Consider the following 14104-nt stretch of genomic DNA (forward strand, 5'->3'; position numbering starts at 1 on the left):
CTAGGCGCCTGCTTTATAACAAGCAAATAGAAAAAATGATTGACTACATACCATTATCGGTATAATCCTGCAGTCATGAAAATCGACCTTTCCAAACACCTGAAAATCAATCAGCTGCGCCTGATCTCCGCCATCGCGGAGTATGGCCAGCTGAGCATCGCCGCCGATGAACTGGCGGTCACTCAGCCCGCCGCCTCGCGCATGCTCGCCGATATCGAGCAGACCATCGGCGCCAAGCTGTTCGAACGCCACGCCAAGGGGATGGAAGCGACGCTGATCGGCCGCTCGGTAGCCCAGCGCGCACACAACATGCTGGTGGAGCTGCGCGACCTGGCCCGCGATGTGGATGAGCTGCAACGAGGCGAAGGCGGTGCCGCCACGGTCGGCGCCGTCACCGGCGCGGCCGTGGGTTACGTAATTCCGGCCGTGCGTCAGCTCAAAGCGGTGTCACCCAAGGCCGATATCCACGTCAACGTGGATACCAGCGACCTGTTGCTGCGCGATCTGGCTGCAGGCAAGAACGACTTCGTTCTCGCCCGCATCATCCCGGGTGTCGATGCCAACGAGTTTGAGGTTCACCCGGCCAAGTCGGAGGATGTACGCCTGGTGGTGCGGGAAGACCACCCGCTGGCCAACGCCCAGGAGGTGTCGCTCAAGGAGCTGACCGCCTATGAGTGGGTGATCCAGAGCCACCGGGTGCCGATGCGCGATGCGATCAACAACGCCTGCCTGGTCGCCGGCATCCAGCCGCCCGACAACATCATCAACTCCACCTCGCTGCTGGTGATGATCTCGATCCTGGTCTCCTCGTCGGCCATCGCCCCGCTGGCCAGCGAAGTTACCGATCTGCTGATCGGCCGTCAGGTCGGCGCGCGGCTGAAGGTGCTGCCGCTGCGCGAGCCAATCCAGATGTCGCCCTACTACCTGCTGCAGATGAAGGGGCGACAACTGTCGCCGGTGGCCGCCCGGCTCAGATCGCTAGTGGCGGAGGAGTTGAAGCGAAGTACCTAGCCGCTCAACCCGACATCCCAACCCCGTCGTAGGACTTTTCTTACAAAAACCCGTTGAGAAGAGGATATTTTCAAGCAAAAGATCGGATTTTCTTTAATTTACTTGCTTGGAATACGAATACGTCGTAAATAGATTCCGATGTTCGCAATGGGCATCCGCCTGGACGCGCGACTGCACAAGTAGAAAAACAGTAGTAAAAACAAGGACAGGTTTATGCTTAGAAAATCGGTAGCCACTCGCCTGGTGCTCGTCGTCTCCGCGGCCATAGCACTGGTATTTTCCATCAGTGGATGGTTTGTCACTCAACAGATTGGCAGCCGCTCGGTCGATGTGGCACTGGCGGATATGGAAAACCGCATCGATACAATCGGCAGCACCATCCACGCCTACGACAATCAGCTGCATCTGTCGGCAAATGCGCTCTCAGCGGTATTCGGAGAGCTGTTTCCCGGCGATTTCTCGCTCGACACAGCTCAAAAGGTCGACGTAGCAGGTCAGCAGGTACCGTCGATCCTGAGCGAAGGTCAGGCCATTGCAGGCGACTACACGCAGGTCGATCGCTTTGCCAAGGCGACAGGCGGTAACGCCACCATCTTCGTTCGTCGAGGTGACGACTTCGTGCGTGTGGTCACCTCGGTCAAGAAGCAGGATGGTTCCCGCGCCGTGGGCACCCTGCTCGATCATAATTCTCCGGCCTACGCCCCCAACCTGAAGGGCGAGGCGTTCACCGGCAAGGTGACCCTGTTCGGGCGCCAGTTCATCACTAACTACACGCCGATCAAAGATAACGCCGGCAAGGTGATCGGCATCCGCTATATCGGTATCAGTTTCGAAGAGTCGCTTGAGGGACTGAAGAGCGAACTGGAATCGGTGCGTGTAGGAAATCAAGGACAGTTGTTCATCATCGATGCCAAACCCGGTGACAGCCAAGGCCAGTTCCTGATCCATCCGACACTGAAAGGCCAGAACATCAGCCACAACGACCGGGGCGCGTTTATCGATCAGATGCTATCCCAGGGCAGCGGCTCGATGAGCTACCAGTGGGCAAGACCGGGCATGCAGGAAACAGAAACCTGGCAGGCTTGGTTCGCAACGGTACCGGAGCTGGACTGGGTGGTCGCTGTCGCTCTGCCCAACTCGGAGCTGCATGAGGTCAAGGATTGGCTGGCGTGGCAGATTCTGCTGTCGACTGTTGTCGTGATTCTGATCGCAGCGCTGCTGATCGCGCTGGCCGTAAAACAGATGATCGCGCGGCCATTGGAGCAGACCGTCCATTCACTCGATCGCATCGCCCAGGGCGACTATTCACAGCCACTTGAGGTCAAGGGTGATGACGAACTGGCTCAGCTGCAGGGCGCCGTCAACAAGATGCAGCATAACGTGAGCGAGGTGCTGCGCGAGATATCCTCGATGGCGCGGGATCTGAGCCAAGCGGCTGTCGGCATGGCCAACGCCAGTGAGCAGGTTGCCATCGGATCGGCCGAGCAGAGCACCGCGTCAAGTCAGATCGCATCAACGATCGAGGAACTGACCGTCAGTGTCGATAGTCTTGCCAACCACTCACAGGAAGCAAAGGGGTTGTTCGACTCCTCCAGCGACACCTCAGCCGCAGGCGCAAGGGTGATCAACAGAACCAGTGAAGAGATGCTCAATATCTCCGATACCGTGCGTTCGGCTTCCGACCGAATCGGCCAGCTGGGTACGTTGTCGAGCCAGATCTCCGGTATCCTCGAGGTGATCGAGGGTATCGCAGAGCAGACCAACCTGCTGGCGCTGAACGCGGCGATAGAAGCCGCCCGTGCCGGCGAGCAGGGTCGCGGATTTGCCGTGGTGGCTGACGAGGTCAGAACACTGGCCGGCCGCACCACCGAGTCGGCACGCGAGATCACTGCCACCATCGAGAGCATGCAGAAGTGCACTCAGGAGGTAGTCGAGGTAATGGCCGCCGGAGTTGAGCAGGTCACGCAGGGCGCAGCACTGTCCGCCGAAGCGGGCGAGTCGATCCGTGCGATCCAACAGAGCGGTGAACGGGTCAACGAGGTATTCCTGGAGATATCGACCATGCTCAATCAACAGGCCCAGGCCAGCAACGAAGTCGCCCGCAACGTGGAGCGCATCGCCTCGATGACCGATATCAACAACGATTCGATCCGCCAGGTGGCCGGTTCCGCGAAGGAACTGGAGGCGATGTCGGAATCACTGAGCGGCATATTGGCGCGCTTCAAGATCTGACTACCGACCCAGGGTGAAGTAACCCCGCTCGTGCGGGGTTACTATTTTTCTCTACCATTCTGGCCATGCGATGCCTTGATCTCCTGGGTCAGCTTCTGGACCAGGATACGCTGCTCGAACAGCTCCGCATCGCTGCGTTCAAGCCGCTGCTTTAACCGCTCCAGCTGGATATTCTGATCTTCGATCTGCTGTTGTTGAGCCTCGATCGTCTGCTGCAGCTCGTTGACGAAGTTGTAGCGCGTATCCGCCTGCGCCGGATGATCTTGCGACTCTGCAATCAGGCTCGGCCCGCCCAACTCCATCGCGATATGACTGTAGATCGCCTGCAGATCCCGCTTTTCCCGCTCGCTGTAGCCGATACCGGTTTCGATGACCCGGTGGGCACTGGCCGCCCCGATGGATCCGGAGAGCGTCATCTCCAGCATGCGGTGAAACTCAACCAGCTCGATGATGGTGATGCTGTCCTTGTCGCTCGTGCGCAGCAGCTCCGCGATCTGCACGACCTCCCGCACCGCATGCTGCTCGGGCAGATAGCGCGACAGCAGGCGAACCGCCTCCTTATATTTGGGCTGGAAAGGTATGTACGCCTCAAGTCCTGTCGGGCGCCCCTTGTGCATGCGGGAACCCGATGACAGGGTCCGCAGAAACTCGACCAGGTTGGTGCGCTCCTCCTTGCTCGGGGAGTAGATCCACGAACCGACGATCAAAAACAGGATATTGAACACTAACGACCAGAACATGCTGTGACTGAGCGGGGACAGCGAGTTGACGCCGAATAGCGCCTCAGGATGCAGCCAGGTGATCTGCCAGGGTCCCTGCTCCAGTATCGGCGTTTCGATCCAGCCCTGACGGATGAATGCCGGCACTACCAGAGTGTAGAACCAGAGCAGCAGACCGGCACCCAGACCGGCTACCGCACCGACGCGGTTTGCTCTGCGCCACACCATGCCGCCCAGCATCGCCGGCGCAAACTGCACCACCGCCACAAACGAGAAGGTCCCCATCGCCACCAGCATATAACTGCCGCTGAAAGCCCAGGCAACGCCGTAACTGAAGATGATGATCAATACAATCATCAGCCAGCGCAGTGGCAGCAGGTAGTGACGGAGAAAGCTGAGCGCATTGACCCCTTCGATCACCGGCAACAGCAGGTGATTGGTAGCCATGGTCGACAGGGTCATGGTGCTGATAATGATCATACCGGAAGCCGCCGAGAAGCCACCGACAAAGACCAGCAGGGTCAGCCAGTCCGCCCCGGCGACATAAGGCAGCCTCAACACGAATTCGTCCGCCTGCTCCGGCGGCAGCCCCTGAAGCAGACCGGCACCGGCAATCGGGATCACGAATAGATCGAACAGCACGGTGAACACCACAAACAACAGCATCGCTTTGAAGATGTCCCGTTCGTGTGAGTTCTCCACCACCAGTAGATGGAACTGTCGAGGTAAACACTGAACCGTCACCATCCCCATCACAAACAGCGTTATCCACTCGGCCGCAACGGAGCCCTGCGGGATACTGGCACTCTTCAACCGCTCAAGACCTGCCGCGTCGATGCGGTCAAAAATATCGCCGAAGCCTCCATACTGGCCATAGACGACGAAGATCCCGATCGCCAGGGTCGCCGCGATCTTGACCAGCCCCTGCAACGCCAGCACCACCGTCACCCCTGGATGCCGCTCGGTCGGGTCCAGGCGGCGTGCACCGAAGAGTACCGTGAACACCGCCATCGCCAGCATCACCATCAGACCTGAACCGTCCCAATCCTCCTGGCTAACCGGCAGGATAATGCTGATGGTACTGACGATCGATTTGAGCTGTAGCGCGATATAGGGCGGGATACCGAACAGAGCCGTCAGCGTAACCAACGCCGCCACCGCCTGGGAGCGGCTGTAGCGCACCGAGATAAAGTCGGCGACGTCGGTGATGTGGTAGGTTTCCTTGATGCGAACCATGCGCCGAACGGTGTACCACCAGAACAGAACCGCCGCGACCGAACCGAACTCTGTACCCAGATAGATCAAGCCGGATTCGGTGGCAAAGCCGACGTTGCCGTAAAAACTCCAGGAGGTGAAATAGACCGTCAGTGACAACGCGTAGATATAGGGGGTAAGCGCGGACCTGCCGCCCGGCCGCTTCTCCACTAGCTGCGCCACGGCAAACAGGAAGGCCATGTACAGCGAAATGATTACGATCACCAGGCTGGTGCTGAACATAGTTTGGATCGCCTGCCTGCTTCTATGCCTTTTACGGCTTATAGGTGTTATAGACAGGCAGTCTCGACTAGGTCAAACCAGCCTCCAGCGAGGTAGCCGTGTCACTCGCGTTTTCTGTGGCCAGCAGTGCCCGCTTACGTTCCAGCCCCCAGCGATAACCACCCAGGCCGCCATCCCCTCGCAACACCCGGTGACAGGGGATCAGCACACCGATGCGGTTGCGTGCGCAGGCCGAGGCCACCGCCCTGACCGCCTTGGGCTGACCTATTGTTTCGGCCAATTGGGTGTAACTGAGCACCTGACCCCGTGGAATGCGCAGCAGGAACCGCCACACCTTCATCTGGAATGCGGTGCCGAGCATATCAAGCGGCAGATCCGGCCGTGGCGCACTGTCACTGATATGCCGGTTCAGCGCGTCGATCCAGGCATCCAGTTCCGGCGCGTGCTGCGCATCTGACAGCACCAGCTTGGCGTTGGGGAACTCCTGCCTGAGCTTATCCAACAGCAGAGCTTCATCGTCGCCAAACTGCACGCAGCAGACTCCCCTATCCGTTGCCGCCATCAGCATCGGTCCCAGGGCCGTATTACGGCAGGCATACGCGATGCGCTCGCCCTCGCCTCCGGCACGGTAAGCTTTCGGCGTCATCCCCATGTTGCGTTCCGCTTCGCCATAGACGCGGCTGATCGAGCCGAATCCGGCGGCATAGATCGCCTCGGTAACACTGCCCTCCTCCTTTAATGAGCGCTTTAACTGACGCAGACGAACGGCGTCCTGATAGGCTTTGGGCGATATCCCGAACACCGCCTTGAACGTCTTCTGCAACCCGGTCGGCGACATCCCGGCAACGGCGGCCAAGCTGGCCAGCGTCAGGCGCGTATCGGCATGCCGCTCAATATGACGGGCAACCTCCGACATGCTCTGCAAGCGGCCGGTGCTCTGATTCGTATCTTGCTTCGACATACCCTTTACCCGCAATCGCGATCTACTGGAGACCAGTATCGACCGGACCGCCGCGGGGATCCATCCGATTCTTGCCGACACTATATCGCGATTACGCAAAAAAACCGGCGTTGACGGATCAGGGCCGCCGAGCAAACAATGATCACTATGAAAATCAAGAGCAATGGTCGCAACGTTATATAGGAGCGCGACTATTAGGAATGATCCTTTCTTTTTTCGGTCCTTTGTGTCGCACTTATTATCTGAATTCCCGCTGACTGAGCCAGAATAGCAGGGCAAAATATGAATTACAGAATTCTGGAAAGAAACAGCAAAGAAGAGGTTGCAACCCTTTTTACATCTGTATTCTCCTCGTCTGAGGGAGAGCAAGAAGGTAAGCTAATTGGTAACCTTGCCTCTGAGTTATCCTCAAACATCGACGACCAAGAAATAATCTGCATAGGGGCATATGAAGAAGAATCTCTCATTGGTTCTATTTTCTTGACTCGGCTTCGTTTTCCTGACCCCATCCAAGTTTACATGATCGCTCCCGTTGCAGTGAGCACTGGACACCAAGGCAAAGGTGTTGGGCAGGAACTAATCAAATACGGATTGGGTGAGCTGAAAAAACGTTCAGTGGCAATAGCTATAACATATGGCGATCCCTTCTTCTATTCCAAGGTCGGGTTTGAACCCATCTCGGAAAGTCTCATCAAGGCTCCATTAAAACTGTCAATGCCAGAAGGTTGGTTGGGCTGCTCCTTAACGGGGGCGTCGATTCCAACAATCAATGAACGGCCAACTTGTGTTAAGGAATTCAATAACCCGGCTTACTGGTAAGCACATGAACTTAACAAGTGACCGTGCCACCCGTTAACTATGCAGACTTCTTGTTTCCAGCTATTTCATCCTGCATGAAACGCCGTTTCACGGTTATGAGACGGCGTTTCACATAAATAGAGATGTGATGGTTCAGAGCAACCTCTGCTCCGTCTCCGGATCGAACAGCACCGCCTTGGACATATCGACCATGAACTCCATATCGGTGCCCACCGGCGCCTGCTCGCGTGGGTCGACGCGGCAGTCCACCTCCTGGCCGTTCAGCTCCACCAGTACCAGGGTGTCCGGCCCGGTGGGCTCGGCCACTTCGACCCGCGCACTGAAACGCGCAACGCTGTCGGCATCGGCCTTGTGCGGAATCACGTGGGTGATCAGCTCCGGGCGGATACCGAGCACCACTTCCCTGCCGACCCAGGATTGCAGGCGCGAATCGGCATGTACCAGCGGCAGCGCATATTCCCTTCCATCTCTGGTGGTCGCCCTCACCGCGTAACGGCCGTCGCCACAGGTCAGCTCGCAGCGCAGGAAGTTCATCGCCGGTGAGCCCATAAAGCCGGCCACAAACATGTTGGCCGGGTTGTCGTAGATCTCCTGCGGCGTACCGAACTGCTGCACGATGCCATCCTTCATCACCGCGATGCGATCGGCCAGAGTCATCGCTTCGATCTGGTCGTGGGTGACGTAGACGATGGTGGTCTTCAGCCGCTGGTGCAGCTTCTTGATCTCGGTACGCATCTCCACACGCAGCTTGGCATCCAGGTTACTGAGCGGCTCGTCGAACAGGTAGATCTTCGGCTGCCGCGCCAGCGCACGCCCCATTGCTACGCGCTGACGCTGACCACCGGAGAGCTGCGATGGCTTGCGGTCCAGCAAGTGACTGATCTGCAGCAGGTCGGCGACGCGCTCTACCTCCGCCATCCGCTCCGCCTTGGGTACCTTACGGATCTCCAGCGCGAAGGCGATGTTGTCGCGCACGCTCATGCTCGGGTACAGGGCGTAGGACTGGAACACCATAGCGATATCGCGATCCTTCGGCGGCAGATGGGTTACCGCACCGCCGCCGATGCAGATATCGCCGGAGGTGACCTCCTCCAGCCCCGCGATGGAGTTCATCAGCGTGGATTTGCCGCAGCCGGAGGGACCGACCAGAATCAGGAACTCGCCATCCTTGATGCTCAGGTTGATCCCCTTGAGCACATCCACATTACCGAAGGTTTTCTTGACGTTTTGAATATCCAGAGCTGCCATAATCTTTACCTTTAATTCTTTTATTGGCTCAGCCTTTAACGGCACCAGCGGTCAACCCGCGTACGAAATACTTGCCGGCCAGGACGTAGACGACCAGCGTCGGTAGTGCCGCGATCATCGCCGCCGCCATATCCACGTTGTACTCCTTGACCCCGGTGGAGGTGTTGACCAGGTTGTTCAGCGCCACCGTGATCGGCTTGGTATCGCCACCGGAATACACCACGCCGAACAGGAAGTCGTTCCACACCTGGGTGAACTGCCAGATGATGCAGACCACGAAGATCGGCCCGGACAGTGGCAGGATGATGCGCCAGAAGATGGTGAAGAACCCGGCGCCATCGATGCGCGCGGCATTGATCAGTTCGGTCGGTACCGCGACATAGAAGTTACGGAAAAACAGCGTGGTAAATGACATGCCGTAGACAATGTGTACGAACACCAGTCCCGGAATGGTATTGGCCAAGCCCATCCAGCCCAGGGTCTGCGCCATCGGCAGGATCACCACCTGAAACGGGATGAAGCAGCCGAACAGCATCAGGCCGAAGAACAGATCCGAACCGCGGAATTTCCACTTGGTCAGCACATAGCCGTTCAGCGCACCGAGGAAGGTGGAGATCAGTACCGCCGGCACTGTGATCAGGATCGAGTTCCAGAAGTAGCCCTTCACGCCTTCACAGGCGACGCCGGTGCAGGCGGAGCTCCAGGCCTTGATCCAGGCATCGAACAGGAACACGTCCGGCAGCGCCAGCAGGTTGCCGCTGCGGATATCGTCCATGCTCTTGAACGAGGTCAGCAGCATCACCAGCAGCGGCATCAGGTAGAACAGCACACCGACCAGCAGCGTGGCGTAGACGAACACTCGCCCCAGAGTGAAGCGCGGCTTATTCAGAGTCAGCTCAGCCATGGTTCTTACCTCGCAGCTCGGAGTAGAGATAGGGGATCAGGATCGCCAGCACCACACCCAGCATCAGCATCGCACTGGCCGAACCCAGCGCCAGCTGGCCACGGCTGAAGGCGGTGGTGTACATGAAGGTGGCGGGCAGATCGGTAGAGTAGCCGGGGCCGCCGCCGGTCAGCGCCATGACCAGGTCGAAGCTCTTGATGGCGATATGCGACAGGATGATGAAGGCGCTGAAGAACACCGGACGCAGATGGGGCAGGATGATGCGCCGGTAGATGGTCGGCATGCTGGCGCCATCGAGCTGCGCCGCCTTGACGATGGAGTTGTCGACGCCGCGCAGACCGGCCAGGAACAGCGCCATGACGAAGCCCGAGGATTGCCATACGGCCGCGATCACCAGGGTGTAGATCGCCATATCCGGGTCCACCAGCCAGTCGAAGGTGAAGCTCTCAAAGCCCCAATCGTGCATTAACTTTTCCAACCCCAGGCCGGGGTTAAGAATCCATTTCCAGGCGGTACCGGTGACGATGAAGGAGAGCGCCATCGGATAGAGAAAAATGGTACGGATCGCGCCTTCGCTGCGGATCTTCTGGTCCAGCAGAATCGCCATCAGCACGCCGATAGCGAGACAGATCAGGATGAACAGGCCGCCGAAGATCAGGATATTGAGGGATGCGACATCCCAGCGGTCGTTGTCGAACAGTTTTTCATACTGCAGAAAACCGACGAATGTGTAATTCGGCAGGAAACTGGATTTGGTCAGCGACAGCACGCCGGTCCAGATCACGTAACCGTAGATAAACAGCAGCGTGGTCACCATCGTCGGGCCCAGCACCAGCTTGGGCAGCAGACGCTGTACCCGATCGCCGCAGCTCGACTTTCGACGGGCCGGTGCTGCGGCGCTGGTGGCGCCATCCGGCAGTGCCGGACTCGCAGTGGGTTGTGTCATATTGTGAGCAGTCATGATCAGCAGCCTTCAGGCGAGTTTTGGGAGGGGTATCGCCGAAACGATACCCCTGTGCCTGTCAGATCAGATTAGAGAGAGGTGGATTCAGATCGCCGCGCGAACAGCCTTGGCCAGTCTTTCGGCCGCCTGTTCCGGCGTCATATCGTCGCTGTTGAAAAAGTTGGTTACGGTGTCGTAGATCGCACCCTGCACCGCTGACGGAACCGCCATGCCGTGGGCCATGCTCGGCACCAGGCCACCCTGCTTGGAGGTGTTGATGAAGTCGTTCATCGACATCTTCGCGCAGCTGTCGAAGTTGTCCATCGGCAGGTCGGTGCGCACCGGAATGGAGCCCTTGTTCAGGTTGAAGGTCTCCTGGAAGGTCGGCTCAAGAATCAGGCGGGCCAGGTCGGCCTGGGCCTGCTTGTCCTCATCGTTGCTGACCTCGAACATGGCGAAGCTGTCGACGTTGAAGGTAAAGGCGTTCTGGGTACCCGGCGCCGGTGCGCAGATGTAGTCCTTGCCCGGTGTTTTGCCGGCGGCGGTGAACTCGCCCTTGGCCCAGTCACCCATCACCTGCATGGCAGCCTTGCCGTTGATAACCATGGCAGTGGCAATGTTCCACTCACGACCGGCGGCATCGTCATCGATCAGCGGACGCAGGCGCTTGAAGGTATCCAGCACTTTGACCATGGTATCGCCGGACAGAGCATCGGCATCGGCCTCTACCATAGACTTCTGGTAGAAATCGGCACCACCGACTCCCAGCACCACGGCTTCAAACAGGGTTGCATCCTGCCAGGCCTGACCACCGTGGGCCAGCGGAATGAATCCGGCCGCCTTGATCTTCGGCGCTACCTGAATCAGCTCTTCCCAGCTGGTCGGCACCTCGGCGATGCCGGATTTTTTCAGTACTTCGGAGTTGGCCCAGAGCCAGTTCACGCGGTGCACGTTTACCGGTACGGCAACATAATGGCCGTCGTACTTCATGACATCGGCCACCACCGCCGGCAGTTGCTGATCCCAGTTGTTCTTGCCGGCGACATTGTCGAGTTCGGTGAGGAAGCCGAGATCGGCCCACTCCTGGATATCGGGTCCCTTGATCTGGGCGGCGCTGGGCGGGTTGCCGGATACGGCACGGGATTTGAGGACGGTCATGGCGCTCTCACCGCCGCCACCGGCAACGGCAAAATCTTTCCATTCATGCCCCTCTTTCTCCAGTAGATCCTTGAGCACGGCAGCAGATTTGGCTTCGCCGCCGGAGGTCCAGTAGTGGAGAACTTCAACGCTGCCGGCGAAAGCTGCTGTGCTGAGCATGCCGGAGATAGCGGTAGCGAGGATGGTACGCTTTGCGAAAGTGGTCAACATTGGCCTAACCCTTATATTTTTTATTCAGGCATTTGTTTGATCTCCCATTGGGGAGCAGATTGATTAAAGCACGCGGCTTTCAGGCTTAGGGTTACCGGCAGAAAGGAAGTGTAACAAAGTGTTACGAAGGCGCGCGTCCCGATAAAGACGGAACGCCGAGGGATTAATGGCGCGGCAGCGTTACCTGCACCTCCAGACCGCCGCCTTCCCGGTTGGCCAGTGACAGTTCACCGCCATGGGCATGGATGATATTGCGCGCAATGCCCAACCCCAGTCCGGTGCCGCCGGTATTGCGGCTGCGCGATTGCTCGACGCGGAAATAGGGCTCGAACAGCTGATCGAGCATCTCCTCCGGCACACCTGGACCGCGGTCGCAGATGCGGATACTCACCTGCTGATCACTGTTGTCGACCCAGACCTCGGCGCCACCGCCGTAGAACAGGGCGTTGTCGATCAGGTTGCGCAGCGCCCGCTTCAGCGCCAATGGGCGAGCTGACAGCGCTGGTCCGGCCTCCCCCTGCAGCGTCATCTCCCGTCCCAGTTCCTGCGCATCCCCCTGCAACGATTCCAGCAGGGCGAGGATATCCACCGGTTGCAGCGGTTCATGGATATCGGTGCCGCGCGAGCACTCCAGCGCGCCCTTGACCATCTGCTCCAGCTCCTCGAGATCGCGACCGAAGGTATCGCGATCCCTTGGATCGTCCAGCATCTCCGCCCGCAGTCTGAGCCGGGTGATCGGTGTTTTCAGGTCGTGGGAGATCGCCGAGAACAGCCGCTCCCGATCCTCGATGAAGCGCTGGATCCGCTCCTGCATACGGTTGAACGCCTGGGCGGTGGCCTTGATCTCCAACGGCCCCTGCTCCGGGATCGGCTCCCGCTCCAGCCCCAGTCCCAACTGTTCGGCGGCAGCGGCCAGCTGCGCCAGCGGGCGGGTCAGCCAGCGCACGATCGCGCCGCCCAGCAGCAACAGAATAGCGAGCAGCAGGGCCAGGAACAGCAATCGGTCCATCGGCAGGTAATCGCTCTTCACCAGCAGATCCGGCTTGGGCAGCAGCGCGGCCAGATAGATCCACTCGCCATCGCCCATACCGACCTGCGCCACGAGGATGGGCGGCGACTGGCTGTCGTAGATCAGGCTCTGCTGTGACCAGCGCGGCGGCAGGTCGAGCAGCAGCGTGTGGTTATTGAATACATGCAGGTTTTCCGGCTGCGAGAAGCTGACCAGGATCTCGGGAGCGCTGCCCAGTTTTTTGCGCAGCCCTTGGGTAAAGCGTTCCAGCACCAGCTGTTTAAGCGCTGAGTCCTCGATATCGGTGATCTCGATCACCTCGCGGTTGAGCGATACGAAAAAGCGGGTGCCGCCCATATCGCGCAATTGGGACAGCACCAGATGGCGGTATTCGCTGGGCAGGGCGCGGAAAAAGGTCACCGTGGATGAGACGCCTTCGGCCAGGTCTTCCGCCATACGCGCCGCCACTTCGCGCTTGTCGCGGCTGATCTGCTGCACCCAGATCAGGTTGCTGATCACCTGGGCCAATAGCACGCCGAGCACCATCACCAGCAGCATGCGTTTGAGCAGCGAGCCGGGAATCAACGCGCGGACAGGGCTCACGTCAGGCGCTCCACTTCGACTGCCAGCACGTAGCCCGCCCCGCGCACGGTCTTGATGATATGCGGGTCTTTACCGTCATCACCAAGGCGCTGGCGCAGCCGGCTGAGCTGCACATCGATACTGCGATCGTAGGGCGAGGCATCGCGCCCGCGGGTCAGGTTCAGCAGGTCATCCCTGCTCAGCACCTGGTTGGGGTGTTCGAGGAACAGCTGCAGCAGGTTGAAATCGGCGCCGCTGAGTGGCTTGACCACCCCGGCGGGATCGATCAGATCACGATTGACCCTGTCCAACCGCCAACCGGCAAAGCAGAAAAAGCGCGGACTGTTGGCCGATTCCGGCGCTGCGTGCGCCCGCCTTAGCACCGCCTTGATCCGCGCCAGCAACTCGCGGGGGCTGAAGGGCTTGGCCACATAGTCGTCGGCGCCCATCTCCAGACCGACGATGCGGTCGGTCTCCTCAGCCGAGGCGGTCAGCATGATGATCGGCAGCTCAGATTCGGCACGGATACGCCTGCAGAGCGAGAAGCCATCCTCACCCGGCATCATCAGATCGAGCACGATAAGGTCGATAGCCTGACCTGAATGCAACAGCGCCATCAGTTCACTGCCATCCGCCAGCGTCAGCACGGAATAGCCGTTTCGCTGCAGATAGGACTCCAGCAACTCGCGTATCTGCTGATCGTCGTCGACCACCAGTATCTGTTTACTCTTTTCGCTCTGGGGCATGTTCTCTCCGCGTCGCGTCTCTCCCCTTCGCGCCAGGGGTGAAGCGAACGCCTGTACTGAGTTTT

General features: G+C 59.0%; 11 protein-coding genes. 3 read left to right on the plus strand and 8 right to left on the minus strand.

What is annotated here, in order from left to right; all coding sequences use genetic code 11:
- Window positions 1-75: 75 nt before the first annotated feature.
- Together KQ940_RS06280 and KQ940_RS06285 are read left to right on the plus strand one after the other, a co-directional pair.
- Complete coding sequence (locus KQ940_RS06280) at window positions 76-1011, plus strand: LysR family transcriptional regulator (RefSeq protein WP_217412579.1); 936 nt, start codon at window positions 76-78, stop codon at window positions 1009-1011.
- Between the two features lie 213 nt (window positions 1012-1224).
- Entirely contained in the window at window positions 1225-3243 is a 2019-nt protein-coding gene (locus KQ940_RS06285) for a methyl-accepting chemotaxis protein (RefSeq protein ID WP_217412580.1), read from the plus strand.
- A 41-nt stretch (window positions 3244-3284) separates the two neighbouring features.
- Here KQ940_RS06285 and KQ940_RS06290 read toward each other — a convergent pair whose 3' ends face one another.
- The gene (locus KQ940_RS06290) at window positions 3285-5459 is read right to left on the minus strand and encodes a sodium:solute symporter family protein (protein ID WP_217412581.1); all 2175 of its coding nucleotides are present in this window, start codon (window positions 5457-5459) and stop codon (window positions 3285-3287) included.
- A 67-nt stretch (window positions 5460-5526) separates the two neighbouring features.
- Entirely contained in the window at window positions 5527-6420 is an 894-nt protein-coding gene (locus tag KQ940_RS06295) for a bifunctional transcriptional activator/DNA repair enzyme AdaA (protein ID WP_217412582.1), read from the minus strand.
- A 282-nt stretch (window positions 6421-6702) separates the two neighbouring features.
- Between KQ940_RS06295 and KQ940_RS06300 the strand changes: the two genes are divergently transcribed.
- Window positions 6703-7239, plus strand: a complete 537-nt coding sequence (locus tag KQ940_RS06300; RefSeq protein ID WP_217412583.1) for a GNAT family N-acetyltransferase — start codon at window positions 6703-6705, stop codon at window positions 7237-7239.
- Window positions 7240-7371: 132 nt separating this feature from the next.
- Here KQ940_RS06300 and KQ940_RS06305 read toward each other — a convergent pair whose 3' ends face one another.
- From KQ940_RS06305 to KQ940_RS06330, 6 genes are all read right to left on the minus strand, one after another.
- A complete protein-coding gene (locus tag KQ940_RS06305; RefSeq protein WP_217412584.1) occupies window positions 7372-8487 on the minus strand; it encodes an ABC transporter ATP-binding protein in 1116 nt (371 codons plus the stop codon).
- A 28-nt stretch (window positions 8488-8515) separates the two neighbouring features.
- On the minus strand, window positions 8516-9391 hold the full coding sequence (locus KQ940_RS06310) for a carbohydrate ABC transporter permease (RefSeq protein ID WP_217412585.1): 876 nt from the start codon (window positions 9389-9391) through the stop codon (window positions 8516-8518).
- A complete protein-coding gene (locus KQ940_RS06315) occupies window positions 9384-10352 on the minus strand; it encodes a carbohydrate ABC transporter permease (RefSeq protein ID WP_425515627.1) in 969 nt (322 codons plus the stop codon). The genes KQ940_RS06310 and KQ940_RS06315 overlap by 8 nt, the downstream gene beginning before the upstream one ends.
- Before the next feature lie 87 nt (window positions 10353-10439).
- Window positions 10440-11702, minus strand: coding sequence for an ABC transporter substrate-binding protein (locus KQ940_RS06320; protein ID WP_217412586.1), 1263 nt, complete (start codon window positions 11700-11702; stop codon window positions 10440-10442).
- A 163-nt stretch (window positions 11703-11865) separates the two neighbouring features.
- Complete coding sequence (locus tag KQ940_RS06325; RefSeq protein WP_343222623.1) at window positions 11866-13314, minus strand: ATP-binding protein; 1449 nt, start codon at window positions 13312-13314, stop codon at window positions 11866-11868.
- Complete coding sequence (locus KQ940_RS06330) at window positions 13311-14039, minus strand: response regulator (protein ID WP_217412587.1); 729 nt, start codon at window positions 14037-14039, stop codon at window positions 13311-13313. Before KQ940_RS06330 ends, KQ940_RS06325 begins: the two co-directional genes overlap by 4 nt.
- Window positions 14040-14104 lie beyond the last annotated feature (65 nt).

The sequence above is a fragment of the Marinobacterium ramblicola genome, from assembly GCF_019084545.1.
GTDB classification, from domain to species: Bacteria; Pseudomonadota; Gammaproteobacteria; order Pseudomonadales; family Balneatricaceae; genus Marinobacterium_D; species Marinobacterium_D ramblicola.